Genomic DNA, 24,900 nt, shown 5'->3' with positions numbered 1-24,900 from the left:
GTCAGCCCTGCTGGTCGATGGCGGCCTGCACGGACTCCGCATAGGCCTCCGACGTGTAGGTAGCGCCCGAGACCGTGTCGATCTGCGCCGACTGGGCCGCGATCACCTCCTGGGCGAGGATCGGCGTGGCACGCGCGTTGATCTGGACGCTCTCGCGGTGCCCACCCGGCGCCTGCAGCGTCTGCACGTCGGTGATCTGGCCCTGGGTGAACGTCACCGACACCTGCACGGGGCCGTAGCGGGTCTGCACCGACGAGCCGACGACGGTGACGGTGTCGTTGGTCGTCGTCGAGGCGCCGGAGTCGGTGCTGCTGGCGCTCGAACCCGACGAGTCCGACGAGTCCGACGAGCCGAAGGACGAGCCGGCGTCGGCGGAGGACGAGGTCGACGCGTCGGCGCTCGACGCGGTGTCCGCCGGCGCGAGCACCGCGAACTTGGCGAACCCCGCCGCCCCCATCGCCGCGACGGCCCCCGTGTAGATCAGCGTTCCCCGCCAGCGCGTCGTCATGACTCGATCTCCTCTCGGTGGATGGCCGTGCGCGGCACGCCCAGCGCACGGGCCGAGCGCTCGACGGCGTCGGTCATGGCCGGCGGGCCGCAGACGAACACGTCCCGCGAGGCGATGTCGGGCACGAGCGAGCGCAGGTACGGCGCGTCGAGCGGGTCGTAGCCCAGCTGCGCGCGCCGGCCGGGCACCGGCACGTAGTGGAGGCCCGGCGACGGCGTGAACTCGGCGGCGAGGGCCAGCCCGGCGGCGTCGTGAGCCCGGTGGACGACGACGAGCTGGTGGCCCCGGACGAGCAGGTCCTCCGCGAGCGCCCGCACCGGTCCGACGCCGGCGCCCCCGGCGACCAGGAGAGCCTTGCGGGTGGTGGCGCGGTCCGCCGTGAAGCGGCCGAACGGGCCCTCGACCTGCACGCGGGTACCGGTCCGAAGGTCGGCGACGGCGGACGAGTGGTCCCCCAGCGCGCCGATCGTGAACCGCAGGTGATCCCCGGTGGGCACCATCGAGAGCGAGTACGGGTGGGCGGTCCCCCGGTGTCCCGGGGTGAGGAACCGGAGGAGGAAGAACTGGCCGCCGCGAGCGCCGAGCGACGCGAGCCCTCTCCCCTCCAGCCACAGGCTGGCCAGCCCGCGTCCCTCGGGCACCACGGCCGAGACCCGCAGCGCCAGCCGACGGTGCGCCAGGAGCGGCAGCGCCACGCGCCAGGTCAGCAGCGCCGCCGCGGTCCCCGCGTACAGGAGGATCCAGAGGCCCTGCGCGACGGGTGAGCCGACGAAGTGGGTACCACCGGCGACCTGGTGCGCGAAGGCGAGGAACACCCCGACGTAGATCGTGAGGTGCACCGCGAACCAGACCTCGTAGGAGAGCTTCTGGCGGGCCAGCCGGGCGCTCGACAGCCCGACGGCCAGGAACAGCACCGTCCCGATCAGCGCCGGCCACAGGTACGGCTGACGAGCGAGCACGCCCGGGACCTCGGACCACACGGTCACGCCGTCGAGCAGCGCGCCGCCGACGATCATGAGGCCCACGTGCGTCATCACCAGCAGCACCACCGACGTGCCGAGCGAGCGGTGCCAGGCGACCAGCCGGTCGAAGCCGACCGCCCGCTCGAACCACGGGACGCGGCCGACCAGGAGCAGCTGCGCGCAGACGAGGTAGGAGGCGAGCAGGCCCGCCAGCTCCCCCAGCGCCATGAGCGCTCCTCCGGGCGTCGCCCCGGCCGTCGCGTCCGTCCCGGTCCACCAGAAGACGAGCACAGTGACGACGCCGAGCCAGAGCACCGGGAGGACCCCGCCGCGTGCGCGGACGGGCGTCGGCGCGGCGATCGGTGCGATCGTCGGTGCTTCCCAGGTGGTCGTGGCCATGTCACTGAGTTTGTCGTCGCGATCTCAGAGGTTTCTCCGAGATTCCTGTCAGCACGCTGTGCAGGCGGCTCACCTGCTCAGCGGTGCGCGTACCGCCGCACGAAGGCCTCGAGGATCAGCGGCGGCGCCCAGACGTCGGCGGCGCGGACCCGGGCGACGACCTCGTCGTATTCCCCCGGACGGTAGTAGCCGTAGTCGCGGTACACCCCGATGCGCGTGACGATCCCGGCCAGGTCCAGCTCGGGGTGGAACTGCGTGGCGTAGAGGTTCTCGCGCACCCGGAACATCTGGACCGGGCAGGTGTCCGACGAGGMGAGCAGCACCGCGTCGGCCGGGAGCACGCGGCAAGCCTCCTTGTGGCCGACGAAGGCCTCGAACGCGGCCGGCAGCGCCGCGAGCAGTGGGTCCCCCCGGCCGGCGTCGGTGAGCGTCACCGTCACCGCACCGATGGGCTCGGCGAACGTGCCGTCGATGACGGCGCCCTGGTGCACCCCGAGCGTGCCGACCCCGTAGCAGGCGCCGAGGAACGGCAGGTCCCGGTCGACGATGTCGTCCAGCAGCGTCGACACCTCGGCCTCGACGCGCCGCTGGACCGGCGACTTCTCGTCCTCCGGCTTGCTCGCGTCGTACGGGCTGCCGCCCACGATGACGCCGTCGTACCGGTCGAGGGGGACGGGCAGGAACGGCGCCGCCTCCATCCGGACCTGCTCGAGCTCGTCGGCGCGCAGACCGCCGAACCGCAGGAAGGCCGCGTGCTCCCCGGTCGCGGCGACGTCCTCGGCGCGCGAGCTCAGGAGCAGGAAGCGGGTCATCGCACGACCGACACCCGGCTGGCGTCGTCGGGACCGAGCATCCAKCGGATCGACCGGGTGGCCACGGAGCCGCCGGCGCGGGCCGCCGCCAGCCCGACGCGGCCCGGCCGGTCGAGGCCGAGCAGCTCGAACGACCACGGCGGCATGGAGGCGACCGCGGCCCGGGCGAGCAACGTGTAGCCCGGCCGCAGCGCGCGAGGGACGGGCGGCTCGTGCAGCAGGAAGTCGGCCGCCTCGCGCGCGGCCGTCGACGCCGCGAGCGCGGGACGGAACTCGTCGAGCGCCTTGGCCAGCTCGGCCACCGACTCCGGCACCCGCTCCGCCCCGAGCGCGATCGCGACCCGCGACGCCTGCGCGACGTACTCGTCGGCACCCGCGTCGTCGAGACGGCGCTGCCCGTACGCGCGGTGCGCCCGCAGGAAGCTGTCCACCTCGGCGACGTGCACCCAGCGCAGCAGCGTGGGGTCGCCGGCGAAGTACTCGAGCCCGTCGGCCGTCACGCCGCGGAGGCGCTCGTGCACCCACCGGACGCGATCGATCGCCTCCGTCGCGTGGTCGATCGTGCCGAACGTGGTGACGGCCAGGAACGTGCTGGTCCGCGCGAGGCGGCCCCACGGGTCGCCGCGGTAGCCGGAGTGCGCCGCGACCGCGGCCATCGCGGCCGGGTGCAGCGACTGCAGGAGCAGCGCCCGCATGCCGCCGACGAACATCGACGCGTCGCCGTGCACCGTCCGGATGGCCGAGCCGGGCGGGAACCAGCGGGGGCCGGGCGTGCCGTGGATGCGCTCGCGGCTGGCCAACCCGTCCGGCCCGGCGACGCGCAGGAACAGGTTCGTGCCGGCCCGGTCTCGCACCGCGGTGAGGCTCTGCACCATGGGTCCTCCCGATCGGCGCTCCCTGCGTGTTCGATGGTAGGTCGCCCTGGTCAGTCCGCACCCCGGCACGCCATGACCAGGCTGACCCGCATCGGCGGGCCGACCGTCCTCATCCAGATCGACGGCTGGCGGCTGCTCGCCGACCCCACGTTCGAGGCGCCCGGGCGCGGGGACGCGTTCGGGCTGGGGCCCCCGGGCGAGGGCTCGACGTCCTCGAGCCGCGGCGACGGCTGGCCGGAGATCGGGCGGCCCGCGGAGGTCGGCTGATCAGGTGACTGCCGCTCGAGCGACACGTCCAGCGCGCCGGACGCCGCCACCATGAGCGGGTGCGCGTCAACCACCGGGTCGCCGGGTCCCTCGTCGGCTGCCTCGTGCTGGCCGGGACCGTCGGGGCGGTGGCCGCGGTCTGGGTGAGCCGCGGGCCCGATCCCCTGCCGGCGCTGGCCGTCGAGACGATGGCGCCACCGACCGGGATCGCGCTGCCCGCGCACGTGGACGGGTCGGCGTTCGCCTTCGACTCCCCCGCCGACGGGCAGCAGGGCGGGGACCTGCTCACCGTGCCGCTGGCCGGGCCGCCGGCGGCGTCGTCGGTCGGCGTCGTGACCGTCCCCCGCAGTGGCGGGTTCGACTCGCTCGACGACTTCACCGACTGGCAGCGCCGGCACCCCGAGGACTCGCACGTCGTCGACGACCCCGTCGTGGAGCACAGCGCCCTCGGCGCGGCGATCCGCAAGGACCTGGTCATGAACGCCGGCCTGACGATCACGCAGTGGGCCGTGGAGCACGACGACCACCTGTACCTGGTCGAGTGGATGCACAGCCCGGACGACGACACGTGGCGACCCACGGTGGAGGCCATGATCGCGTCCTGGCGCTGGAGCTGACCTCAGGCTTCGGCGCGGACCTTGTCGACGCCGCGGTTGGCCAACTGGTCGGCCCGCTCGTTGCCCGGGTCCCCTGCGTGCCCCTTGACCCAGACCCAGGTGACCGTGTGGCGGGCGACCTCCGCGTCGAGGGCCTCCCAGAGCTCCTGGTTCTTCACGGGCTTCTTGTCCCCGGTCCGCCACCCGTTGCGCTTCCAGCCGGCGATCCACTTGGTGACGCCGTTCATCACGTACTGGGAGTCGACGTGCAGGGTCACGGCGCACGGCTTGGTCAGCGCCCGCAGGCCCTCGATGACCGCGGTGAGCTCCATGCGGTTGTTGGTGGTCAGCGGCTCGCCGCCGAACAGCTCGCGCTCGTGCTCGCCGTAGCGCATCCACGCGCCCCAGCCGCCGACACCCGGGTTGCCCTTGCAGGCGCCGTCGGTCCACATCTCCACCGTCGGTCGCTCGCTCACGGGCCACACCCTAGACGGCTGCATGGGACCATCGACGCACGATGAGCACCCCCACGCTGGCCGACCGCATCCCCACCGATCCCACCGATCCCGACGCCCTGTACGAGGCCTTCGTCGGCTGGGCGGACGACCAGGGCCTGAGCCTGTACCCGCACCAGGACGAGGCCCTGCTCGAGCTGGTCACCGGCGCGCACGTGATCCTGTCGACGCCGACGGGATCGGGGAAGTCGCTGGTGGCGGTCGCCGCGCACTTCGTCGCCCTGGCCCAGGGCCGCCGGACGTACTACACCGCCCCGCTCAAGGCGCTGGTCAGCGAGAAGTTCTTCGCGCTCGTCGAGGCGTTCGGCTCCGCCAACGTCGGCATGATGACCGGCGACTCCGCGGTGAACCCCGGCGCGCCGATCATCTGCTGCACCGCGGAGATCCTGGCCAACGTGTCCCTGCGGGACGGCGACGACGCCGACGTCGGCCAGGTCGTCATGGACGAGTTCCACTTCTACGCCGACCCGCAGCGCGGCTGGGCGTGGCAGGTGCCGCTGCTCGAGCTCACCAAGGTCCAGTTCGTGCTCATGTCCGCGACGCTCGGCGACGTCGGGTTCTTCGCCGAGGACATCACGCGCCGCACGCACCAGCCGGTCGCGGTCATCGCGAACGCCGAACGGCCGGTGCCGCTGACCTTCACCTACGCGATCGAGCCGCTGCACGAGCTGCTGGACGAGCTGGTGAAGACCCGTCGCGCCCCCGTCTACGTCGTGCACTTCACGCAGAAGGAGGCCGTCGAGCGGGCGCAGTCGCTCATGTCGACGCCCCTGGCCAGCCGCGAGCAGCGGGACCGGATCGCCGACGAGATCGCGGGCTTCCGGTTCGGGCCGGGCTTCGGTCGCACGCTCAACCGGCTGCTGCGGCACGGGGTCGGCGTGCACCACGCGGGCATGCTGCCCAAGTACCGCCGGGTGGTCGAGCGGCTGACGCAGAAGGGTCTGCTGCCGGTCGTCTGCGGCACCGACACGCTCGGCGTGGGCATCAACGTGCCCATCCGGACGGTGCTGCTGACCAGCCTGGTCAAGTACGACGGGGTGCGGATGCGGCACCTGTCCGCGCGCGAGTTCCACCAGATCGCCGGCCGGGCGGGCCGGGCCGGCTTCGACACCGTCGGCGAGGTCGTCGTCCTGGCTCCGGAGCACGTGATCGAGAACCGCAAGCTGCTGGAGAAGGCGGGCGACGACCCCCGCAAGCTCAAGAAGATCGTCCGCAAGAAGGCCCCCGAGGGGCAGGTCAACTGGACCGACAGCACGTTCGAGCGCCTGCGCGACGCCCCGCCCGAGCCCCTGACCAGCAGCTTCGCTGTGTCCCACGCCATGGTGCTGCACGTGCTGGCCCGCGAGGGCGACCCGGTTGCGGCCATGACCAAGCTGCTGACCGACAACCACGAGCCGCCGGGCGCGCAGGGCAGGCACGTGCGCCAGGCCATCGCCGTCTACCGCTCGCTGCGGGCGGCCGGCGTGATCGAGCGCCCGTGGGTCGAGGACCCGACGGCTCCGCACGGGCGTCGTCGGGCCGTGCAGCTGACGGCGGAGCTGGCCCCCAACTTCGCGCTCAACCAGGCGCTGTCCCCGTTCGCGTACGCGGCGCTCGACCTGCTCGACCGCGACGACCCCGCCTACGCGCACGACGTCGTCTCGGTCATCGAGGCCACCCTCGACGACCCCCGCCAGGTGCTCTCCGCGCAGGAGAACCGCGCCCGCGGCGAGGCCGTCGCGCAGATGAAGTCCGACGGGCTCGAGTACGACCAGCGCATGGCCCTGCTCGAGGACGTCGGCTACCCCAAGCCGCTCGCGGAGCTGCTCGAGGCCATGTTCGTCACGTACCGGCAGACCAACCCGTGGGTGGCGGACCTCGCCCTGTCCCCCAAGTCCGTGGTGCGCGACATGCACGAGCGCGCGATGAGCTTCGCCGAGTACGTCGCCTACTACCAGCTGGACCGGACCGAGGGCGTGCTGCTGCGCTACCTCGCGGACGCCTACCGCGCCCTGCGCCAGACGGTGCCCGAGGAGGCCCGCACCGAGGAGCTGTGGGAGATCATCGAGTGGCTGGGCGACCTGGTCCGGCGCACCGACTCCAGCCTGCTCGACGAGTGGGAGCGGCTCAGCAACCCGCTGGACGAGCACGGCGCCGACGCCCCCGGCGGGATCGACGAGGACATCCCCGAGCCGATCACCGCCAACCCGCGCGTGTTCCGGGCGCTCGTCCGCGGCGCGCTGTTCCGACGGGTCGAGCTCGCGGCCCGCGAGTACTACGGCGGTCTCGCGCAGCTGGGCGACGTCGACACCGACGACGTCCCGTGGGACGCCGACCGGTGGCGGGCCGCACTCGACCCGTTCTACGACGACCACGACGAGATCCTCACCGGCGCCCCGGCGCGCGGCCCTGCCCTGTTCCAGGTCACCCCGGGACGAGGCACGTGGCAGGTCCGCCAGCTGCTGGACGACCCCGAGGACGACCACGACTGGCGCATCGACGCTGTCGTCGACCTGGCGGGATCCGACGAGACGGGCGAGGTCCAGCTCCGGATCACGGCCGTCGGGCCGCTCGGCGACCTGTCAGGCTGAGCCATGGCCACCTGGGACGACGTCCGTCGCGAGGTCGCCGCGCTGCCGGAGACGTCCCAGGGGTCGGGGCTGGACTGGAGCGTCGGGTCGAAGCCGCTCGCGTGGGACCGCCCACTGCGCCCGAAGGACCGCGAAGCGCTCGGCGCGTCGGCGCCCGAGGGACCGATCCTCTGCGCCCGGGTGCCGGGCCTGGAGGCCAAGGACGAGCTGGTCGCCCGCGCACCCGACATCTACTTCACGACGCCCCACTTCCACGGCTACCCGGCGATCCTCGTGCGTCTCGACGTCATCGACGTGCCCGAGCTGCGCGACCTGCTCACGGAGGCGTGGCTGGCGCAGGCACCCAAGCGTCTGGCCGCCCAGTGGCTCGACGCGCATCCCGACGGCCCGGCCTGAGACGCCGACCGGCGAGCTCGGTGCGCGCGTTACCGTTCGCCCATGGCGAGAGACCCGCAGCCCCAGCCGACCGAGCCGCCCGTGCGCGTCACGAGGTCGCCGCGCTTCGTGTTCGTGATCTGCCTGGTCGCGGCGTTCCTGTCCGCGTTCCTCGTCCTCGGTCTGCTCACGCTCGTGGCGGCCGTCGTGCTCGTGGTCACGGCGATGGTGCTCCAGGCTCGCGGCAAGAACCCGGCGCTCTGGTTCGCGGCGAGCACCGGCGTCGCCGCGGGGACGCTGCTCTACCTGGTCGTCGTCCTGATCGTCGGCCAGTAGGCGATCACTGCCCGTAGGCCGCCATGATTCGGTCGGACGGCACGATCTGCTTGCCCAGCGGGAACAGCGAGATCGGCACCATCTTCCAGTTGGCCAGCGCCAGCGGGATGCCGATGATCGTGATCGCCTGGACGATGCCCGTGATGATGTGCCCGAGGGCCAGCCACCAGCCGGCGACGACGAGCCAGATGATGTTGCCGATCACCGCGAACGCGCCTGCCGTCGGCTTGTCGACGACGGTCCGGCCGAACGGCCACAGCGCGTAGCTGGCCATGCGGAACGACGCGATCCCGAACGGGATCGTGATGATGAGGATGCAGCACACGATCCCGGCGAGCACGTAGCCCAGCGCCAGCCACAGGCCGGCGAGCACGAGCCAGATGATGTTGAGCAGCGTCTTCACGGGGCCAGCCTGCACCCTGCGCTCCGGCGGGCGGTATCCGGGACCACCCTGATCGGCCCCTATCGTGGCTCCGTGGCTAAGAAACAGCACGCCCCCTCGGGCACCCCCGCCCTCGTCGCGCTGACCGAGGCCGGCGTCCCGCACACGGCGCACGCCTACGAGCACGACCCGGCGAGCACCCTCGGCTATGGCCTGGAGGCCGCCGCGGCGCTGGGCGTGCCGGCCGAGCAGGTATTCAAGACCCTCATGACGACCGTGGACGGCACGCTCACGGTCGCCGTCGTCCCCGTGACCGGGCAGCTGGACCTCAAGGCGCTCGCGCACGCCGTCGGCGGCAAGAAGGCGGCCATGGCTGCCAAGCCGGACGCCGAGCGGGCCACCGGGTACGTCGTCGGCGGCATCTCCCCGCTGGGCCAGCGCACCGCCCACCCGACGGTCGTCGACGAGACCGCGTGGCTGTTCGACACCGTCCTCGTGTCCGGGGGCCGGCGCGGCCTCGACGTCGAGCTCGCCCCCGACGACTTGGTCCGGCTCACGTCGGCCGTGGTCGCGGACATCGCCCGGGGCTGACCGCCGGTAGGTTCTGCAGCCATGGGCGACGACGCGGCGGACCGGCTGACCCTCGCCGGCCGGCTGGCGGTCGTCCGGCGGCGCGTGGCCGTGGCCGCTCGCGCCGCGGGCCGCGACCCCGGCGAGGTGCGGCTGCTGCTGGCGACGAAGACCCAGCCCGTCTCGCTCGTGCGCGCCGCGCTCGAGGTCGATCGCGAGGCCCGCGCCGCCGACCCGACGCTCACGGGCGTGCTCGTCGGCGAGAACCGCGTGCAGGAGCTCGTCGCCAAGGCGCCGGAGCTCGCGGGCCTGGCGAGCGTCCACCTCATCGGTCCGCTGCAGTCCAACAAGGTCAACGCGGCGCTGCGGTGGGCCTCCTGCATCGAGTCCATCGCGTCCCTGGACCTCGCGGAGCGGCTCTCGGCCCGGGCGGCGGACACCGTCGACGTCTACCTGCAGGTGAACGTGTCGGGCGAGGAGACGAAGCACGGCGTGGCGCCGTCCGACGCAGCTGGGCTGGCGAGGTCCGTCACCGACCTGCCGGGCCTGCGCGTCACCGGGCTGATGACGGTCGGCGCGCGGTCCGACGACTCCCGCGTGGTGCGGGCCGGGTACGCCCTGCTGCGCTCCCTGCGAGACGAGATCGTGGCGTCGGGGACTCAGACCGCCACGGAGCTGTCGATGGGCATGAGCGGGGACCTCGAGCTCGCCATCGCGGAGGGCGCGACCCTGGTGCGCGTCGGCAGCGCGGTCTTCGGCGCCCGCGGGTGACCCCTGCGCAGCAGCAGCACCTGCGCGGTCCGGACAGAGGCGCGCTGGTGGGCAGCGAGCTCGCGGGCACGGAGCACGGTCAGGCGGCGCATCTGGCGGTCCAGGTCGAGGTCCATGTCACTCCTTCGTCGACGGTCAGGAGTGCGGTCCGAGACGCCTGATACGTCGCCCGATGACAAGGTCGCTTGACAGCCGGTCCGATGTCAAGCACGCTTGTCACGTCAAGCACGCTTGACATCGGACCGACGCATCGGAGGCCTCTCGTGCCGGACACGCTCGACACCCTGCACACCCTGGACGTCCCCGCGGCGACCACGCTCGTCCTGGTGCTCGCCGCCACCGCGCTGGTCGCCCTCGACCCCGTGCTCGGCCGTCGCCAGCACCGGAAGCTCGTCCACGACCTCGCCGCCGCCGACGACGAGGTGACCCGGGATGCCGTGCGTTGCCGCTTCTACCGGAGCTGGACGTGGCTGGGCTGGCTGACCGGAGCGGTCGCAATCGCCCTGGTGCTCGCGCTCCCCGGCGTCGGCGTCGCGGACCTGGGGCTGCGCCTCCCCGACCTCGGCGGCCTCGTCCAGGGCGGGGACGAGGCCCTCGCCATGGTCCTCGGCGCGGCGATAGGCCTCGCCCTGTCCGCCGCTGCTCTGACCGTGGTCCTGCGCCGGTCCTCGGCCCGGGGCCGCCCGGTGGTCGCCGCGGTCGACGTCATGCTGCCGACCACCCCGGCGGCTCGCCGCGGCTGGGCGGGGCTCGCCGTGAGCGCCGGCGTGACCGAGGAGATCACCTACCGCGGACTGGTCGTGCTCGCCCTCGCGCTGGGGCTGCCCTCGCTGGGCCACGCCGGGGTGATCGCCGCCGCCGCGGTGCTCTTCGGCCTGGCGCACTGGTACCAGGGGCGGCTCGGGATGCTGGGGACGGCGGCCCTGGGCGCGGTCTTCGCCCAGCTGTACCTGCTGACGGGCAGCCTGCTGCTCCCGATGGTCCTGCACCTGCTGGTCGACCTCCGACCGCTGCTGATCCGCACGCGGCCCGAGGCCCCCGTGCCCGCCGACGCATGAGGAACGACATCCGACGGCTGCGCGAGGAGGCCGGCCTCTCCCAGGCGGCACTCGCCGAGGCCCTGGCCGTGTCTCGGCAGACCGTCAACTCCCTGGAGACCGGCCGCTACGACCCCTCGCTGCCGCTGGCGTTCGCCGTGGCCCGCTACTTCCGCACCACGATCGAGGAGATCTTCCATGACGACGTCTGAGCCCAGCCGCCCGACACGGCAGACCCGAGCGCTCTCGGACCGCCGCTTCCTGGCCAGCTGCGGAGCCGCCCTGGTCGCCGTCGGCCTCCTCTGGCTGGCGTTCACCCTGGCCGGCCAGCCAGACACCGCCGCGGGTGCGCTCGTGGGCGGCGGACTCGTCGTCGCCGTTGCGCTCGCCATCCGCTGGCGTGCCCGGCGCCGGGGGGCGTCGCCCGAGGGTGGCGTCGGCCGCGCCCTGCTGGGCACAGCCGACGAGCGCGACAAGACGATCCAGACCGCCTCCCTGGCGTGGGTGGGACTCGCCGCGTTCCTGGCCAACGCGATCGGGCTCGCTGCCGTGGCGCTCGGCGCCGACGGTTCCACCGTGATCGGCGCCATCGAGGCGACGCTGCTCGTGGTGCTCGTCGTGGCGCACGTCGTACTTTCCCGGCGGCTCTGACGGCAGGATGGGCCCATGAGCGACGAGCGCCGGTTCCCCCGGTGGGTCTACGGCACCGGCACCGACCCCGACGCGCGGTTCTCGCTCGCCAACGAGCGGACGTTCCTGGCCTGGATCCGCACGTCGCTGGCCCTGCTGGCCGGCGGCGTGGCGCTGGAGGCCCTGAACCTGCCCGTGCAGACCGACCTGCGGTTCGCGGCGGCGATGGTGCTCGTCGCCCTCGGCGCGGTCGCGCCGGTGCTCGCCTGGCTCGGCTGGGCCCGCGCCGAGCGCTCGGTGCGGACCAGCACACCTCTGCCGGCACCCTCGGCGTTCGGGCTCCTCGTCGTCGGCGTGTGCCTCGCCGGCGGCCTCGTGCTCGTGGGGCTGGCGCTGGCGTGACCGACGCGGCCCCGACGACCCTCGCGGTCGAGCGCACGCACCTCGCGTGGCGTCGGACGGCGCTGGGGCTGTTCGGCGGGGGGATCGCCGCCGCCCACCTGCTCCAGGAGTACGTCGGGCTCTCCGCGTGGAGCATCGCCGGCCTGGGCCTGGTCGCCGCCGCCGCCCTCACTGTCTCGTCCCACCGACGCCATCTCGTGGGCCGCTCGCTGCCTCCCGGCGGGCGCCTGGTGACCGTCTGCGCGCTCTCGCTGGTCGTGATGGGCGTCGCCGCCGTGGCCTTCGTGCTGCTGCACGGCGCCTGAGTCACGGCACGCGGGCGGTCCACCCCGGATCGGTGAACTTGGTCCGCATGAGCTCGGTCGCCCGCTCCAGCTCCTCGGGCCGCAGCGCGCCGTCGACCGTCGGGTACCGGCTCCGGAAGTGCGCCGCGAACGCCGCGATGACGGCCTCGCGCGGCAGCTGGGTCTGCGAGCGGACGGGGTCGACGCGCTTGTTCGCGCTCGTCGTCCCCTTGTCCGAGAGCTTCTCGCGCCCGATCCGCAGCACCTCGAGCATCTTGTCGGCGTCGATGTCGTACGACATGGTCACGTGGTGCAGCACCGCACCGCCCACCATGCGCTTCTGCGCCGAGCCCGCGAGCTTGCCGGCCGGCGACGCGATGTCGTTGAGCCCGCTGGTGAACGCCTGCACCCCGACGTCCGCGAGCGCGCCCAGCACCCACTGGTTGAGGAACGCGTAGGACTCCTCGAAGGTCATGCCGTCGACCAGCGACGCGGGCACCACCAGCGAGAACGTGATGCAGTTGCCGGCCTCCATGAACATCGCGCCGCCGCCCGAGATCCGCCGCACCACGGTGATGCCATAGCGCTGCGTGGCCTCGAGGTCGACCTCGTTGCGCAGCGACTGGAACGAGCCGATGATCACCGCCGGCTCCACCCACTCCCAGAACCGCAGGGTGGGACCGCGCCGGCCGGCGGCGAGCTCCTCGGTGAGCACCTGGTCCAGCGCGGTGTGCAGGGCGGGAGGCAGCGGACCCGGGTGGATCAGCTCGAACGTGTGGTCGCTCCAGGCCGTCGAGAGACCGAGCGCCCGGCGGACCGCCACAGCGACCGCGTGCGCGTCGAACCCGACCATGGTGACCGGCTGCTCCTCGCGGGCGAGGGCCGACGTCACCGCGTCCGCCAGCCGGCTCACCGGCGCGTCCCGGGGCAGGCCGTCGAGCGCCGACGACAGCACCGGCAACGCCTCGTCGGGCTCTAGGAAGAAGTCGCCGCTCACGCTGACGCCGCTCAGCAGCCCGTCCACCACGTCGAGGTCGACCGCGACGAGCTTGCCGCCGGGGACCTTGTACTCACCGTGCACGGAGCCCAGCGTAGGGGCGCGTCAGCCGAGCGCCTGCACGGCCGACTGCGCCCGGCCCTGCACCATCGCCGAGAGGGTCTCCGGGTCGCCGAGGGTGGCGAGCGCCGCGTCCGGGTCCATGCTCGCCAGCGACTCGGCGGTCCAGGTGACGATGGCGTTGCCGACGAGCATGTGGCCCCGGTACGCGGGCAGCGTCGCGGCCTCGGCGGAGTGGGTGATCTCCTGCACGATCGACGGGAAGACGCCCTGGCCCTCGATCGCCGGCTCGGCGGTCCAGGTCGCGCCGTCGATCCCCTCGTTGACCTGGCTGTACTTCGGGCACGCGTCGACGGTGGTGACGAGCGACCGGAAGGCCTCACGCGCCGCGGCGGGGTCGGGCATCAGCACGACCTCCTGCTCGAAGCTCAGGGCGCTGTTCCCCCACATGCGGGTGTCGTACCAGGGCGGCGGCGCGGCGACGACCGTGACCGCGGTGAGGCACTCCGGCGGGTCGACCGTGGATCCGGCGGGGAGCCCCCACGTCATCTGACCCGAGGTGATCAGGGGCTGCACGCCGGGCTCGGCGGCCGGGATGTCGGCGACCAGGTCCTCCGGCGTGACGAACAGCGCGGTGGCCGTCGTGGGGTCGAAGACGGCGTCCGCCCCGGGCGGACCGATGGAGACCGAGGGTGACGGCGTGCTCGCGGGCGTCGACACCGAGACCGTCGCGGTGGGCGTCGGCTCCGTCTCCACCGGCTCCCACGGCTGGGCCACGAGCGCGGTGACGAGGGCCAGCGCGAGGACGGCGAGCACCAGCCACCACCAGCCGCGCCGTGACCGGGACCGTGCCCCCACCTGCGGCCCGTCCCCGGGCGCCGGGTCGACGGGCTGCGGCGCACTGCCGGACACGACCGCTCCCTCCGCACGTCGGCGGCCGCGCTGCAGCGGCCGTTGCTCCGAGGCTAAGCCGCCGCGGTCGAGTGTGCAGGGATGAACTTCAGCGGGGCAGCACGCCGCGGTTCCGCAGCCCCCAGATGGCCGAGTCCGTGAGCGCCTCCCACGACGCCTCGAGCAGGTTGGGGCCGACGCCGACGGTGCTCCACGAGCGCTGGCCGTCGGTCATCTCGATGAGCACGCGCGTGACGGCGTCCGTGCCGTGCATCGAGTCGAGGATGCGCACCTTGAAGTCGATGAGCTCGAAGTCCTCGAGCTCCGGGTACACGCGCAGGAGGGCGAGCCGCAGCGCGTGGTCCAGCGCGTTGACGGGGCCGTTGCCCTCGCCCGTGCTGACGATCCGCTCGCCGCCCGCGTGCAGCTTGACCGTCGCCTCCGCCGTCGCCGGGGTCCCGCGCCCGCCCGAGCGCTCGACGATGGTCCGCCACGACTCGACGCGGAAGTACAGCGGACGCTGCCCGTCGATCTCCTCGAGCAGCAGCAGCTCGAAGGACGCGTCCGCGGCCTCGTAGGTGTAGCCGCGCGACTCGGCGTCCTTCACCCGGTCCGTGACCCGGCCGAGCAGCTCCGGGCGTCCCGACAGGTCGAACCCGAGCTCGCGGCCCTTGAGCTCGATGGACGCGCGTCCGGCCATGTCGGAGATGAGCATCCGCATGTCGTTGCCCACGTCGGCGGGGTCCGTGTGCTGGTAGAGGTCCGGGTCCACCTTGATGGCCGAGGCGTGGATGCCGGCCTTGTGCGCGAACGCGCTGGCCCCGACGTAGGGCGAGCGGGCGAACGGCGAGATGTTGGTGATCTCGCTGATGGCGTGCGCGATGCGCGTCAGCTCGGGCAGACCGCCGGGAAGCCCGTCGGTCACCTTGAGCACGGGCAGCCCGTACTTCAGCTGCAGGTTGGCGACGACGGCCAGGAGGTCGGCGTTGCCCGTGCGCTCCCCGTACCCGTTGACCGTGCCCTGCACATGGGTGCACCCGGCCTCGACGGCCGCGAGGGTGTTGGCGACCGCGCAGCCGGAGTCGTTGTGCGCGTGGATGCCCAGGATGGCGTCGGGCCCGACGGCACCGCGGATGTCGTGCACGATGTCGGCCACCCACGTGGGGACCATGCCGCCGTTGGTGTCGCACAGGGCGACGACCTCGGCGCCCGCCTCGAAACCGGCCAGCACGGCAGCGCGGGAGTACGCCGGGTCGAAGCGGTAGCCGTCGAAGAAGTGCTCGGCGTCGACCACCACCCGGCGCCCCTCGCGCACCAGGAACGCGACGGTGTCGGCGATCATCGCGATGTTCTCGTCGCCCGTGGTCCGCAGCGCCCGCTCCGCGTGCCGCAGGTCGTGCTTGGCGACGAGCGCGACGACCGGCGCCTCCGAGTCGACGAGCGCCCGCACCTGGGGGTCGTCGACCGCGCGGGTGCCGGCCTTGCGGGTGCTGCCGAACGCGGCGAGCTCGGCGTTGCGGAAGTCCAGCTCCTTGGCCGCCCGCTTGAAGAACTCGGTGTCCTTGGGCACCGCGCCCGGCCAGCCGCCCTCGATGAAGCCCACGCCGAGCTCGTCGAGCAGGGGCGCGATGGCCAGCTTGTCGGAGACGGAGAGGTTGATCCCCTCCTGCTGGGCACCGTCGCGCAGGGTCGTGTCGTAGACCTGGAACGCGGTACTGGCGGGGACGGACACGATGGGCTCTCTTCGGTGCTCTGGGACGGGCGTCGTCGGTGCTGCGTGGTGCTCCGCCGGCGGGGGTGTGCCGGTGCAGTCGACGGTAGTCGGGACGGGGGTGGTGCTCCGACCAACAAAAAGACCCCCCGGGGTACGGGAGGTCTGCGCGTCAGCTGGTGGGCCGACGCGCTACTCGATAATGAGGGAGGAGCGGGTCACCACTGCATCGTGGCACACGTCACCATCCGTGGTCACGCGTTCCACGCCTTGGACACGCCGCTCACCGGCGCGGATGCCCGCTCGCCCCTGCCCGGGCTGTCCGATTCGCTACCGTGGGCGGATACCGTCACCGGCGGTACGCAGGTCGGTCGACCTACCAGGAGGCAGCATGTCCACCCCCACTCCCCCTCCGGAGCGCCAGTCCGCCTACCCGCACTCGACGCCCGCCCCGGCGCCGGTCCCGCCGCCGCCCCCGGTGGCGGACCCCACGATGGTCTACCCGGTGTCGGTGCAGCCCGCAGCCCAGGTCCCCCCGGCGCCCGCCCCTGTTCCCGCTCCGGTCCCTGTCCCCGCCCCACCGGCGGGTCCGTCGGTCGACGGCGGGCGCTACTGGGCCGGGGTCGTCGCGACCGCTCTGGTGGCGGCGCTCATCGGCCTGGTCGGCGTCATGGTCGTCGACCAGATCCTCAACATCGAGACGTTCGAGACCGCCGTCAAGTACATCTTCGGCACGGACTCGACCGGTGCGACCTACGTGGTCGGTGCCGCGCTCTTCGCGGTGCTCGCCGGCGGGCTGCTGCAGCTGCTCGTGCTCACCACCCCGAAGCCCAAGGCGTTCTTCGGCTGGATCATGTTCCTCGCCACGCTGACGGCCGCGCTCCTGCCGCTCACCTGGACCGACGAACTCGAGGCGTCGATCTCCGCGGGCCTCGTGAACGCGTTGATCGGCATCGCGATCTGGTCGCTGCTCGTCGGCGTCCTGGGACGCACGCTGCGGCCGGGGACGAAGGTCGACTAGCCGATCAGCTCCTTCTCGAGCGCCCTGACCACCGGCCACGCGGCCTCGGAGGTCGTGCCGACGACCGTCACCGTCAGGCCGTCGGCGGGGTCGTGCAGGCTGCGGAACGACACGCCGGCGTCGTAGCCCTCCAGCTGCACGACCTCGCGGGTGGGGTGCAGCCAGAACCCGAGCCCGTAGCGTCTGCCCTCCTCGGGGACGTCGCTGCGCGGCTCGATCATCCGCGCGACGGTCTGGGGGCCGATGATCGCGCCCTCGAACAGGGCGGTCCAGAACCGGTGCATGTCGGCGCCGGTCGTGTACATGCCGCCGTCGCCGGTCCCGAGCACCGGCAGGTGGAACACGTTGGTCCGCCACGCACCGTCCATCTCGACGTACCCCAGGGCGGCGCGGCCGGGCAGTGCGTCCGACCGCAGGAAGTCCGTGTCGACCAGCCCCGCGGGCGTGCAGACCCGCTGCCGGACGAGGTCGTGGAACGGCACCCCGGAGGCCCGTTCGGCCAGCAGCGCGAGCACGACGAAACCGCCGTTGCAGTAGGAGAACCGCTCCCCCGCCGGGAACTTCGTCGGAAAGCCGTCCAGCACCGCCAGGAACTGCTCGACGGTCGCCAGATCCTGCATCGGCACCCGCAAGGCGTACGCGCTGATCGGCACGTCGGTGTCCTCGTCGAGGTAGTCGCCGATGCCCGACCTGTGCGCCAGCAGCTGCTCGACCGTGACGTCGTCGGCGATCAGCGGCAGGTCCGTGCCCAGCAGCGAGCGCGCCGTCGTCGCCAGCGAGAGCGCGCCGTCCTCGACCAGGCTCATCACGGCGAGCGCGGTCAGCCCCTTCGACCCGCTCGCCATCGCCACCTGGCTGTCGGGCGCCATCGCGATGCCGTGCCGCCGGTCGGCCAGGCCGTACGCCGCGCTCAGCTCCGTGCGGTCCGCCCGGTCGACCCGGACCACCCCCGAGAAGCCGCTCTCGGCGGCGGTCCGGTCGACGAGCCCTCGGACGTCCATCAGACCAGGCGGTGCAGCCAGCCGTGCCGGTCGGTCGCGCGCCCGTACTGGATGTCGGTCAGCTCCGCGCGGATGCGGGTGGTGACCGGACCGGCCTCGCCGTCCCCGACCGTGAGGTCGAAGTCGTCGCTGGCCATGCGCCCGATCGGCGTCATGACGGCAGCCGTCCCGCACGCGAACACCTCGCGCACCGAGCCGTCTGCCAGTCCCGCCTGGAGCTCGGCCAGCGGGATCGGGCGCTCCGAGACCTCGTGCCCGGCGTCGGTCAGCAGGCGCAGGATCGACATGCGCGTCACGCCCTCGAGGATCGACCCCGAGACGGGCGGCGTGGCCACCGACCCGTCCGCGTAGACGATGAACACGTTCATCCCGCCGAGCTCCTCGAGCTGCGTGTTCGTCGACGCGTCGAGGAAGCACACCTGCTCGAAGCCCTTGGCGTAGGCCTCCTGCTGCGGCAGCAGGCTGGCGGCGTAGTTGCCGCCGCACTTGGCCGCGCCGGTGCCGCCGGCGCCGGCACGGTGGAACTCCTGGTCCACCCAGATGGCCACGGGCCGGACGCCGCCCGCGAAGTACGGGCCCACGGGCGACGCGATGACGAGGAACTCGGCCTCGAGCGACGGGCGCACCCCGAGGAAGCTCTCGGACGCGTACATGAACGGGCGCAGGTAGAGGCTCGTCTCCTCGCCGGACGGCACCCAGGCCCGGTCCGTCGCGACGAGGGCCCGGATGGCGCCGAGGAAGTCCGCCTCGGTCAGCTCCGGCAGGGCCAGGCGTCGGGCGGACCGTGCGAACCGCGCGGCGTTGGCCTGCGGGCGGAACGTCCAGACCGAGCCGTCGGGGTGCCGGTACGCCTTGAGACCCTCGAAGATCTCCTGCGCATAGTGCAGGACGGCGGTCGCCGGGTCGAGCTGCAGGGGGCCGTACTTCTCGACGCGGCGGCCGGTCCAGCCGCTCTCCTGGGAGTACGAGATGCGGGCCATGTGCTCGGTGAACACGGTGCCGAACTTCGGCGACGCCAGCGCTGCTTCGCGCTGCTCGTCGGGGACGGGGGTGTCGGTCCGCGTCACCTCGAACAGGTCAGCGGACGTGGGGTTTGCGAGGGTGCTCATGCGCGGAGGGCCTTTCACCAGAGTCAGGTTTGACGGTACCGGTGAGACGGCCGGGTGGATATCCGGGGCGGGGCCCCGAGGATGCGGATCAGCCGGCGATGCGCGCGGCGAGGTCCTTGCCCACCTCGGCCGTCGACCGTACTCGCTCGGCGCCCTTGCGGTCCGCGATGTCGTCGGCGACGGCCTTCTCCACCCGCGCGGCCTCATCGGCGAGGCCCAGGTGCTCGAGCAGGAGGGCGACCGACAGCACGGTGGCGGTCGGGTCCGCCTTGCCCTGGCCCGCGATGTCGGGCGCGGAGCCGTGCACCGGCTCGAACATGCTCGGCGCCGTGCGGTCCGGGTTGATGTTGGCCGACGCCGCCAGGCCGATGCCGCCGGTGATCGCGGCGGCGAGGTCGGTGAGGATGTCGCCGAAGAGGTTGTCGGTGACGATCACGTCGAACCGCGCGGGGTTGGTGACCAGGAAGATCGTCGCCGCGTCCACGTGCAGGTAGTCGACCGTCACGTCCGGGAACTCGGCGTTCACGGCCTCGACCGTGCGGCGCCACAGGTGGCCCGCGTGCACCAGCACGTTGTGCTTGTGCACCAGCGTGAGCTTCTTGCGCGGGCGCGCGGCGGCCCGGGCGAACGCGTCGCGGACCACGCGCTCGACGCCGAACGCCGTGTTCACGCTGACCTCGTTGGCCACCTCGTGCGGCGTGCCGACGCGGATCGCGCCACCGTTGCCGACGTACGGGCCCTCGGTGCCCTCCCGGACCACGACGAAGTCGATGTCGCCGGGGTTCGCCAGCGGCGAGGCCACGCCCGGGTAGAGCCGGCTCGGGCGCAGGTTGACGTAGTGGTCCAGCGCGAAGCGCAGCTTGAGCAGCAGCCCCCGCTCGAGCACGCCCGACGGGACGCTCGGGTCGCCGATGGCGCCGAGCAGGATCGCGTCGTGCGCGCGGATCGCCTCGAGGTCGGTGTCCGTGAGCGTCTCGCCCGTCGCGTGCCAGCGGCGCGCGCCCAGGTCGAAGTCCGTCGTCGACACCGTGACGGCGCCACCGTGCAGCGCCGTGTCGAGAGCCAGCAGGCCCTGCTCGACGACCTCCGTGCCGATGCCGTCACCAGCGACGACGGCGAGGCGGATGTCCCGGGCAGCAGAGGTGTCGACCATGCAGCGAGCCTAGACCCCGTCCCACGGCTCGGGACGGGTGTCTCATCCTGCGATCAGTCCACCGCGGGCGTCGGGCCGGACGTCGGGTAGATCAACTCGAAGCGCTCGAGCATCACGGGGATCGTCGGGGAGAAGCCCTGACCCAGCACCCGCCGCCACGACGCCTCGTGGTGGGTGCGCCACGACTCCAGCGAGCCGTCGTCCTCGGCCTCGGCGGCCGCGTGCTCGGCGCCAACCTGGTCGAACGGGACGACCTCGACGTCGGTCGTGCGCAGGAGCGCACGCGGGGTCCCGACGCCGTCGACGACGATCGACAGGTCGCCGACGCGCGGGATCTCGAGACCCACCTGCTCCAGCTCCGCCACGGCGAGCGCCGTGGCCGTCTTGCGGCCGTCCAGCACGCGGGCCAGGAGCTCGGCCGCCTCCGCGTCGTCGCCGTAGGACCACGACGGCGGCGGCACGACGTCCTCGGGCGACTCACCGAGCACGCTGTCCAGCTTGCCGAACCCGACATGCCCTCGGGCCGCCTGCCAGAACGCCGCGATGCGCACGTCCTCGACTGCGCCCTCGACGCCCTCAACCTGCTCGTCGGTCATCGTCGTCCCTTCGTCGTGGTCCGCCCATCCTTGCGTACCCGCTGGCCACCGGCACAACCGGCGCCGCTCGTCCGGAAGCGGCGGCCGTCCGAACCTGCCGCGCTTGGTGCCCACGGGACCGGTGCGGCAGTACGAGCGCCACACGAGTCGCTCCAGCACCAAGTGCGGCAGGGTCCCACGGCCGCGTAGGCGCACAGACGCCGGCCTCCCACGGCGAACCCGACATGGGTGCCGTCGCGAGCCGCCGGGACGGCACTCAGGTCGGGTTCGACGCCGGAAACGCCGAACGGCACCTCGCGATGAGGTGCCGTTCGGGCGGGGCGGGAGGGGGCAGCGCGCCGCGCTGCCCTCTGTACCCATGGTCGGGCTCGGCTCGGCGCTGCCTCCGGCAGGTGCCACCCTTCCGGCGGCCCCTACCTCCGGTCAGCGCGCCGCGCTGCCCTCGATGTAGTCGGTCTCCGACGGCTTCACCCAGGCGAACAGCTTGCGGAGCTCACGGCCGACGGGCTCGATCGGGTGGTTCTGGCCCTTCTCGCGCAGGGCCTTGAACTCCGGCGCGCCGGCGTCCTGGTCGTTGATGAACCGCTCGGCGAAGGCACCGTTCTGGATGTCCGCGAGGACGGCCTGCATGTTGGTCTTCACGTCGGGCGTGATGACGCGCGGGCCGGACACGTAGTCGCCGTACTCGGCGGTGTCGGACACGGACCAGCGCTGCTTGGTGATGCCGCCCTCGAAGATGAGGTCGACGATGAGCTTGAGCTCGTGCAGGACCTCGAAGTACGCGACCTCGGGCTGGTAGCCGGCCTCGGTCAGGGTCTCGAAGCCGTACTGGATGAGCTGCGAGACGCCACCGCACAGGACGGCCTGCTCACCGAACAGGTCGGTCTCGGTCTCCTCGGTGAACGTGGTCTTGATGCCGGCGGCGCGCAGGCCACCGATCGCCTTGGCGTAGGAGAGCGCGAGGTCCCAGGCGGCACCCGACGCGTCCTGCTCGACGGCGACGATGACCGGCACGCCGCGCCCGTCGACGTACTCGCGACGGACCAGGTGACCCGGGCCCTTGGGGGCGACCATGAGGACGTCGTGGCCGGCGGCCGGCTTGATGTAGCCGAAGCGGATGTTGAAGCCGTGGCCGAAGACGAGCGCGGCGCCGTCCTGCAGGTTGGGCTCGATCTCCTCGCGGTAGACGATCCGCTGGACCTGGTCGGGCGCCAGGATGACGACGACGTCGGCCTGGCGGACGGCGTCGGCGACCGAGGCGACCTTGAGGCCCTGGTTCTCGGCCTTGGCGCGGGACGCCGAGCCCTCGCGCAGGCCGACGGTCACGTCGACGCCGGAGTCGCGCAGGTTGAGGCTGTGCGCGTGCCCCTGGCTGCCGTAGCCGATGACGGCGACCTTCTTGGACTGGATGATCGACAGGTCGGCGTCGTCGTCGTAGAACAGCTCGGCCACGATGGGTCTCCTTGGTGTGTGTGTCGTCGTACTGAAAGAGCGGATGGTCAGGCGGAGCGGTTGACGCGCTCGAGGGCGCGGTCGGTGATCGAGCGCGACCCGCGGCCGATGGCCACGGTGCCGGACTGCACGATCTCCCGGATGCCGAACGGCTCCAGGGCGGCGAGCAGGGCGTCGAGCTTGCCCGGTCCGCCGGTCGCCTCGATGACGACCGTGTCGGGCACGACGTCGACGACGTGCGCCCGGAACAGCTGGACGACCTCGAGGACGCTGGTCCGCTGCGTGGTGTCGGCCTTGACCTTCACCAGCAGCAGCTCGCGCTGGACGGACGCGGCGTCCTCGAGCTCGACGATCTTGATGACGTTGATCAGCTTGTTGAGCTGCTTGGTCACCTGCTCGAGCGGCAGGGCGTCGACGTCCACGACGACCGTGATGCGCGAGATCTCGTCGTGCTCAGTGGGACCGACCGCGAGCGAGTGGATGTTGAACGACCGCCGCGCGAACAGGCCGGCGACGCGCGTGAGCACGCCGGGCTTGTTCTCGACGAGGACCGACAAGGTATGACGGGACATGGCTCAGTCCTCCCGGTCCCACGCCGGGGAGATGCCCCGTGCGTACTGGATGTCGTCGTTGGAGACTCCCGCGGCGACCATCGGCCACACCATCGCGTCGCGCGACACGGTGAAGTCGATGACCACCGGCTGGTCGTTGATCTCGAGGGCCCGCTTGATGGTCGCGTCGACGTCACCGACCGTCTCGCAGCGCAGCCCGGCGCAGCCGTACGCGTCCGCCATCTTCACGAAGTCGGGGATGCGCACGGTGCCGTGCCCGGTGTTGAGGTCGGTGTTGGAGTAGCGGGACTCGTAGAACAGGGTCTGCCACTGCCGCACCATGCCGAGCGACGAGTTGTTGATGATCGCGACCTTGATCGGGATCTCGTTGATCGTGCAGGTGGCCAGCTCCTGGTTGGTCATCTGGAAGCAGCCGTCGCCGTCGATGGCCCACACGGTCCGCGACGGGTCGCCGACCTTCGCGCCCATCGCCGCCGGCACGGCGTAGCCCATGGTGCCCAGGCCGCCCGAGTTCAGCCACGAGTTGGGCCGCTGGTACTTGATGAACTGCGCGGCCCACATCTGGTGCTGCCCCACGCCCGCGGCGAAGATCGACTCCGGCCCGGACAGCTCGCCGATCCGCTGGATGACGTACTGCGGCGCCAGGTGCCCGTCGGCGGGCTCGTCGAACCCCAGCGGGAAGGTCGAGCGCCACTCGTCCAGCTGGCGCCACCACCCCTCGAGGTCCGGCTTGCCGTGCTGCGTGTGCTCGCGGGCGAGCTCGGGCAGCAGGTCCGCCATGACCTCCTTGAGGTCGCCGACGATCGGCACGTCGACGTGGCGGTTCTTGCCGATCTCGGCCGGGTCGATGTCCGCGTGCACGATCGTCGCGTTCGGCGCGAAGCTGGACAGCAGGCCGGTGACGCGGTCGTCGAAGCGGGCGCCGAGGGCGACGACGAGGTCCGCCTTCTGCAGCGCGGCGACGGCGGCGACCGTGCCGTGCATGCCGGGCATGCCCAGGTGCTGCGGGTGGGAGTCGGGCAGCGCGCCGCGGGCCATCAAGGTGGTCACGACGGGGGCGCCGGACGCCTCGGTCAGCGCGCGCAGCTCGGCCGCCGCGCGGGCGCGGATGACGCCGCCGCCCACGTAGAAGACCGGTCGGCGCGACGTCGCGATGAGCCGGGCGGCCTCGCGGATCTGCTTGGCGTGCGGCTTGGTGACCGGGTGGTACCCGGGCAGGTTCAGCTCCTGCGGCCACGAGAACGTGGTGCGGGACTGCATCGCGGACTTGGCGATGTCCACGAGGACCGGACCGGGGCGGCCCGTCGAGGCGATGTGGAACGCCTCGGCGATGACGCGCGGGATGTCATCGGGGTCGGTCACCAGGTAGTTGTGCTTGGTCACCGGCAGGGTGATGCCGACGATGTCGGCCTCCTGGAACGCGTCCGTGCCGATGAGCGACGCGCCCACCTGCCCGGTGATCGCGACCAGCGGCACGGAGTCCATGTGGGCGTCGGCGATGGGGGTCACGAGGTTCGTGGCGCCCGGGCCCGACGTCGCCATGCAGACGCCGACCCTCCCCGTCGCGGCGGCGTAGCCGGCGGCCGCGTGGCCGCCGCCCTGCTCGTGCCGGACCAGGATGTGGCGGACCTTGGTGGAGTCCATCAGCGGGTCGTACGTCGGGAGGATCGCGCCGCCGGGGATGCCGAAGACGACGTCGACACCGGCCTCCTCGAGCGAGCGGACGATCGACTGCGCACCGGTGACCTGCTCGGGGCCGATCGCGCTCGTCGTCGCGGCCGGGACCGTGACGCGCGAGGCGGTGGGCGCGGGTGTTCGCGGCGGTGCCGGGTGAGGGCCCTGGACCATCGATGTCTCCCTGGGTGATGCCGTGGGTGCTGCCGGGGTACTGCCTGAGCATGAAAAAACCCCTCGAGCCACGTACGGGCTGGACGAGGGGCGAGCGCGCTGACGAGGCCTGTGCGGGAGGCCTCTAGCCGGCGCGCTCAGGAAGTACTACGAGAAGGGTCGTCTGCACGCGTTGGACACTACGCCCAGGTTTCCGAT

The 24,900-nt window shown here is 72.5% G+C and carries 29 protein-coding genes; 13 read left to right on the top strand and 16 right to left on the bottom strand.

Going from position 1 to position 24,900, the window contains the following annotated elements:
- Nucleotide 1: 1 nt before the first annotated feature.
- The 4 genes from AC1DYZ_RS05160 to AC1DYZ_RS05145 all read right to left on the bottom strand — a co-directional run bounded on the left by AC1DYZ_RS05160 (nt 2) and on the right by AC1DYZ_RS05145 (nt 3,556).
- Nucleotides 2-508 carry an FMN-binding protein gene (locus AC1DYZ_RS05160; RefSeq protein ID WP_477064133.1) on the bottom strand — a complete coding sequence of 169 codons (507 nt, stop codon included), beginning with the start codon at nt 506-508 and terminating at the stop codon, nt 2-4.
- The gene (locus AC1DYZ_RS05155) at nt 505-1,869 is read right to left on the bottom strand and encodes a ferredoxin reductase family protein (RefSeq protein WP_477064132.1); all 1,365 of its coding nucleotides are present in this window, start codon (nt 1,867-1,869) and stop codon (nt 505-507) included. Before AC1DYZ_RS05155 ends, AC1DYZ_RS05160 begins: the two co-directional genes overlap by 4 nt.
- A 77-nt stretch (nt 1,870-1,946) precedes the next feature.
- A complete protein-coding gene (locus AC1DYZ_RS05150) occupies nt 1,947-2,681 on the bottom strand; it encodes a glutamine amidotransferase (protein WP_477064131.1) in 735 nt (244 codons plus the stop codon).
- Nucleotides 2,678-3,556 (bottom strand): oxygenase MpaB family protein, encoded by an 879-nt coding sequence (locus AC1DYZ_RS05145; RefSeq protein ID WP_477064130.1) that lies wholly within the window; start codon nt 3,554-3,556, stop codon nt 2,678-2,680. Before AC1DYZ_RS05145 ends, AC1DYZ_RS05150 begins: the two co-directional genes overlap by 4 nt.
- Before the next feature lie 72 nt (nt 3,557-3,628).
- Here AC1DYZ_RS05145 and AC1DYZ_RS05140 point away from each other — a divergent pair, with 72 nt between their 5' ends.
- Together AC1DYZ_RS05140 and AC1DYZ_RS05135 are read left to right on the top strand one after the other, a co-directional pair.
- The gene (locus AC1DYZ_RS05140; RefSeq protein ID WP_477064129.1) at nt 3,629-3,823 is read left to right on the top strand and encodes a hypothetical protein; all 195 of its coding nucleotides are present in this window, start codon (nt 3,629-3,631) and stop codon (nt 3,821-3,823) included.
- Between the two features lie 59 nt (nt 3,824-3,882).
- Nucleotides 3,883-4,440 carry a hypothetical protein gene (locus AC1DYZ_RS05135; protein WP_477064128.1) on the top strand — a complete coding sequence of 186 codons (558 nt, stop codon included), beginning with the start codon at nt 3,883-3,885 and terminating at the stop codon, nt 4,438-4,440.
- A gap of 2 nt (nt 4,441-4,442) precedes the next feature.
- Here the strand turns inward: AC1DYZ_RS05135 and rnhA are convergent, their stop codons facing one another.
- Nucleotides 4,443-4,871, bottom strand: a complete 429-nt coding sequence (gene rnhA, locus AC1DYZ_RS05130; protein ID WP_477064223.1) for a ribonuclease HI — start codon at nt 4,869-4,871, stop codon at nt 4,443-4,445.
- 65 nt (nt 4,872-4,936) lie between these two features.
- Between rnhA and AC1DYZ_RS05125 the strand changes: the two genes are divergently transcribed.
- From AC1DYZ_RS05125 to AC1DYZ_RS05115, 3 genes are read left to right on the top strand one after another with little or no spacing between them, the layout of a single operon-like run.
- Entirely contained in the window at nt 4,937-7,504 is a 2,568-nt protein-coding gene (locus AC1DYZ_RS05125; protein WP_477064127.1) for a DEAD/DEAH box helicase, read from the top strand.
- A 3-nt stretch (nt 7,505-7,507) separates the two neighbouring features.
- Nucleotides 7,508-7,900 carry an MmcQ/YjbR family DNA-binding protein gene (locus AC1DYZ_RS05120; protein WP_477064126.1) on the top strand — a complete coding sequence of 131 codons (393 nt, stop codon included), beginning with the start codon at nt 7,508-7,510 and terminating at the stop codon, nt 7,898-7,900.
- Between the two features lie 42 nt (nt 7,901-7,942).
- Nucleotides 7,943-8,215, top strand: a complete 273-nt coding sequence (locus AC1DYZ_RS05115; RefSeq protein ID WP_477064125.1) for a hypothetical protein — start codon at nt 7,943-7,945, stop codon at nt 8,213-8,215.
- 4 nt (nt 8,216-8,219) lie between these two features.
- On the opposite strand, the gene AC1DYZ_RS05110 is transcribed toward AC1DYZ_RS05115, so the two are convergent.
- Complete coding sequence (locus AC1DYZ_RS05110; RefSeq protein ID WP_477064124.1) at nt 8,220-8,618, bottom strand: YccF domain-containing protein; 399 nt, start codon at nt 8,616-8,618, stop codon at nt 8,220-8,222.
- Nucleotides 8,619-8,690: 72 nt separating this feature from the next.
- On the opposite strand from AC1DYZ_RS05110, the gene ybaK reads away from it, so the two are divergent.
- From ybaK to AC1DYZ_RS05075, 7 genes are all read left to right on the top strand, one after another.
- Nucleotides 8,691-9,188 (top strand): Cys-tRNA(Pro) deacylase, encoded by a 498-nt coding sequence (gene ybaK / locus AC1DYZ_RS05105; RefSeq protein ID WP_477064123.1) that lies wholly within the window; start codon nt 8,691-8,693, stop codon nt 9,186-9,188.
- A gap of 21 nt (nt 9,189-9,209) precedes the next feature.
- Nucleotides 9,210-9,938: a YggS family pyridoxal phosphate-dependent enzyme gene (locus AC1DYZ_RS05100; protein WP_477064122.1), complete on the top strand. Its 729-nt coding sequence runs from the start codon at nt 9,210-9,212 to the stop codon at nt 9,936-9,938.
- A gap of 263 nt (nt 9,939-10,201) precedes the next feature.
- A complete protein-coding gene (locus tag AC1DYZ_RS05095; protein ID WP_477064121.1) occupies nt 10,202-10,996 on the top strand; it encodes a CPBP family intramembrane glutamic endopeptidase in 795 nt (264 codons plus the stop codon).
- Complete coding sequence (locus AC1DYZ_RS05090; RefSeq protein WP_370503027.1) at nt 10,993-11,187, top strand: helix-turn-helix transcriptional regulator; 195 nt, start codon at nt 10,993-10,995, stop codon at nt 11,185-11,187. The genes AC1DYZ_RS05095 and AC1DYZ_RS05090 overlap by 4 nt, the downstream gene beginning before the upstream one ends.
- A complete protein-coding gene (locus AC1DYZ_RS05085; RefSeq protein ID WP_477064120.1) occupies nt 11,174-11,626 on the top strand; it encodes a hypothetical protein in 453 nt (150 codons plus the stop codon). Before AC1DYZ_RS05090 ends, AC1DYZ_RS05085 begins: the two co-directional genes overlap by 14 nt.
- Before the next feature lie 15 nt (nt 11,627-11,641).
- Nucleotides 11,642-12,007, top strand: a complete 366-nt coding sequence (locus AC1DYZ_RS05080; protein WP_477064119.1) for a YidH family protein — start codon at nt 11,642-11,644, stop codon at nt 12,005-12,007.
- A complete protein-coding gene (locus AC1DYZ_RS05075) occupies nt 12,004-12,312 on the top strand; it encodes a DUF202 domain-containing protein (protein WP_477064118.1) in 309 nt (102 codons plus the stop codon). Before AC1DYZ_RS05080 ends, AC1DYZ_RS05075 begins: the two co-directional genes overlap by 4 nt.
- A gap of 1 nt (nt 12,313) precedes the next feature.
- On the opposite strand, the gene AC1DYZ_RS05070 is transcribed toward AC1DYZ_RS05075, so the two are convergent.
- From AC1DYZ_RS05070 to cimA, 3 genes are all read right to left on the bottom strand, one after another.
- Nucleotides 12,314-13,372, bottom strand: coding sequence for a lipoate--protein ligase family protein (locus AC1DYZ_RS05070; protein ID WP_477064117.1), 1,059 nt, complete (start codon nt 13,370-13,372; stop codon nt 12,314-12,316).
- A 21-nt stretch (nt 13,373-13,393) separates the two neighbouring features.
- Nucleotides 13,394-14,260 carry a hypothetical protein gene (locus tag AC1DYZ_RS05065; RefSeq protein ID WP_477064116.1) on the bottom strand — a complete coding sequence of 289 codons (867 nt, stop codon included), beginning with the start codon at nt 14,258-14,260 and terminating at the stop codon, nt 13,394-13,396.
- Between the two features lie 88 nt (nt 14,261-14,348).
- Complete coding sequence (gene cimA, locus AC1DYZ_RS05060; RefSeq protein ID WP_477064115.1) at nt 14,349-15,971, bottom strand: citramalate synthase; 1,623 nt, start codon at nt 15,969-15,971, stop codon at nt 14,349-14,351.
- A 370-nt stretch (nt 15,972-16,341) separates the two neighbouring features.
- Here cimA and AC1DYZ_RS05055 point away from each other — a divergent pair, with 370 nt between their 5' ends.
- A complete protein-coding gene (locus AC1DYZ_RS05055) occupies nt 16,342-16,971 on the top strand; it encodes a hypothetical protein (protein WP_477064114.1) in 630 nt (209 codons plus the stop codon).
- Here the strand turns inward: AC1DYZ_RS05055 and AC1DYZ_RS05050 are convergent.
- The 7 genes from AC1DYZ_RS05050 to AC1DYZ_RS05020 all read right to left on the bottom strand — a co-directional run bounded on the left by AC1DYZ_RS05050 (nt 16,968) and on the right by AC1DYZ_RS05020 (nt 24,702).
- Nucleotides 16,968-17,972, bottom strand: coding sequence for a serine hydrolase domain-containing protein (locus AC1DYZ_RS05050; protein WP_477064113.1), 1,005 nt, complete (start codon nt 17,970-17,972; stop codon nt 16,968-16,970). The genes AC1DYZ_RS05055 and AC1DYZ_RS05050 overlap by 4 nt on opposite strands.
- A complete protein-coding gene (locus AC1DYZ_RS05045) occupies nt 17,972-19,081 on the bottom strand; it encodes a branched-chain amino acid aminotransferase (protein ID WP_477064112.1) in 1,110 nt (369 codons plus the stop codon). The genes AC1DYZ_RS05050 and AC1DYZ_RS05045 overlap by 1 nt, the downstream gene beginning before the upstream one ends.
- Nucleotides 19,082-19,169: 88 nt before the next feature.
- Nucleotides 19,170-20,234, bottom strand: a complete 1,065-nt coding sequence (locus AC1DYZ_RS05040; protein ID WP_477064111.1) for a 3-isopropylmalate dehydrogenase — start codon at nt 20,232-20,234, stop codon at nt 19,170-19,172.
- Nucleotides 20,235-20,287: 53 nt separating this feature from the next.
- Nucleotides 20,288-20,830: an ASCH domain-containing protein gene (locus tag AC1DYZ_RS05035; protein ID WP_477064110.1), complete on the bottom strand. Its 543-nt coding sequence runs from the start codon at nt 20,828-20,830 to the stop codon at nt 20,288-20,290.
- A gap of 423 nt (nt 20,831-21,253) precedes the next feature.
- Nucleotides 21,254-22,282: a ketol-acid reductoisomerase gene (gene ilvC / locus AC1DYZ_RS05030; RefSeq protein WP_477064109.1), complete on the bottom strand. Its 1,029-nt coding sequence runs from the start codon at nt 22,280-22,282 to the stop codon at nt 21,254-21,256.
- 47 nt (nt 22,283-22,329) lie between these two features.
- Nucleotides 22,330-22,854: an acetolactate synthase small subunit gene (gene ilvN / locus AC1DYZ_RS05025; RefSeq protein ID WP_370502885.1), complete on the bottom strand. Its 525-nt coding sequence runs from the start codon at nt 22,852-22,854 to the stop codon at nt 22,330-22,332.
- Nucleotides 22,855-22,857: 3 nt separating this feature from the next.
- Nucleotides 22,858-24,702, bottom strand: a complete 1,845-nt coding sequence (locus tag AC1DYZ_RS05020; protein WP_477064108.1) for an acetolactate synthase large subunit — start codon at nt 24,700-24,702, stop codon at nt 22,858-22,860.
- Nucleotides 24,703-24,900: the final 198 nt, after the last annotated feature.

This window comes from Cellulomonas sp. P1_C4 (genome assembly GCF_056406355.1).
This window is presented reverse-complemented; position numbering and strand designations above follow the sequence as displayed.

Coding starts and splice junctions, on each gene's coding strand:
- AC1DYZ_RS05045 (WP_477064112.1), bottom strand. CDS start 19,081: ATGAGCACCCTCGCAAACCCCACGTCCGCTGACCTGTTCGAGGTGACG.
- AC1DYZ_RS05035 (WP_477064110.1), bottom strand. CDS start 20,830: ATGACCGACGAGCAGGTTGAGGGCGTCGAGGGCGCAGTCGAGGACGTG.
- AC1DYZ_RS05085 (WP_477064120.1), top strand. CDS start 11,174: ATGACGACGTCTGAGCCCAGCCGCCCGACACGGCAGACCCGAGCGCTC.
- AC1DYZ_RS05080 (WP_477064119.1), top strand. CDS start 11,642: ATGAGCGACGAGCGCCGGTTCCCCCGGTGGGTCTACGGCACCGGCACC.
- AC1DYZ_RS05050 (WP_477064113.1), bottom strand. CDS start 17,972: ATGGACGTCCGAGGGCTCGTCGACCGGACCGCCGCCGAGAGCGGCTTC.
- AC1DYZ_RS05100 (WP_477064122.1), top strand. CDS start 9,210: ATGGGCGACGACGCGGCGGACCGGCTGACCCTCGCCGGCCGGCTGGCG.
- AC1DYZ_RS05040 (WP_477064111.1), bottom strand. CDS start 20,234: ATGGTCGACACCTCTGCTGCCCGGGACATCCGCCTCGCCGTCGTCGCT.
- AC1DYZ_RS05160 (WP_477064133.1), bottom strand. CDS start 508: ATGACGACGCGCTGGCGGGGAACGCTGATCTACACGGGGGCCGTCGCG.
- AC1DYZ_RS05115 (WP_477064125.1), top strand. CDS start 7,943: ATGGCGAGAGACCCGCAGCCCCAGCCGACCGAGCCGCCCGTGCGCGTC.
- AC1DYZ_RS05020 (WP_477064108.1), bottom strand. CDS start 24,702: ATGGTCCAGGGCCCTCACCCGGCACCGCCGCGAACACCCGCGCCCACC.
- AC1DYZ_RS05120 (WP_477064126.1), top strand. CDS start 7,508: ATGGCCACCTGGGACGACGTCCGTCGCGAGGTCGCCGCGCTGCCGGAG.
- AC1DYZ_RS05140 (WP_477064129.1), top strand. CDS start 3,629: ATGACCAGGCTGACCCGCATCGGCGGGCCGACCGTCCTCATCCAGATC.
- AC1DYZ_RS05125 (WP_477064127.1), top strand. CDS start 4,937: ATGAGCACCCCCACGCTGGCCGACCGCATCCCCACCGATCCCACCGAT.
- AC1DYZ_RS05155 (WP_477064132.1), bottom strand. CDS start 1,869: ATGGCCACGACCACCTGGGAAGCACCGACGATCGCACCGATCGCCGCG.
- AC1DYZ_RS05055 (WP_477064114.1), top strand. CDS start 16,342: ATGTCCACCCCCACTCCCCCTCCGGAGCGCCAGTCCGCCTACCCGCAC.
- ilvN (WP_370502885.1), bottom strand. CDS start 22,854: ATGTCCCGTCATACCTTGTCGGTCCTCGTCGAGAACAAGCCCGGCGTG.
- AC1DYZ_RS05090 (WP_370503027.1), top strand. CDS start 10,993: ATGAGGAACGACATCCGACGGCTGCGCGAGGAGGCCGGCCTCTCCCAG.
- rnhA (WP_477064223.1), bottom strand. CDS start 4,871: ATGTGGACCGACGGCGCCTGCAAGGGCAACCCGGGTGTCGGCGGCTGG.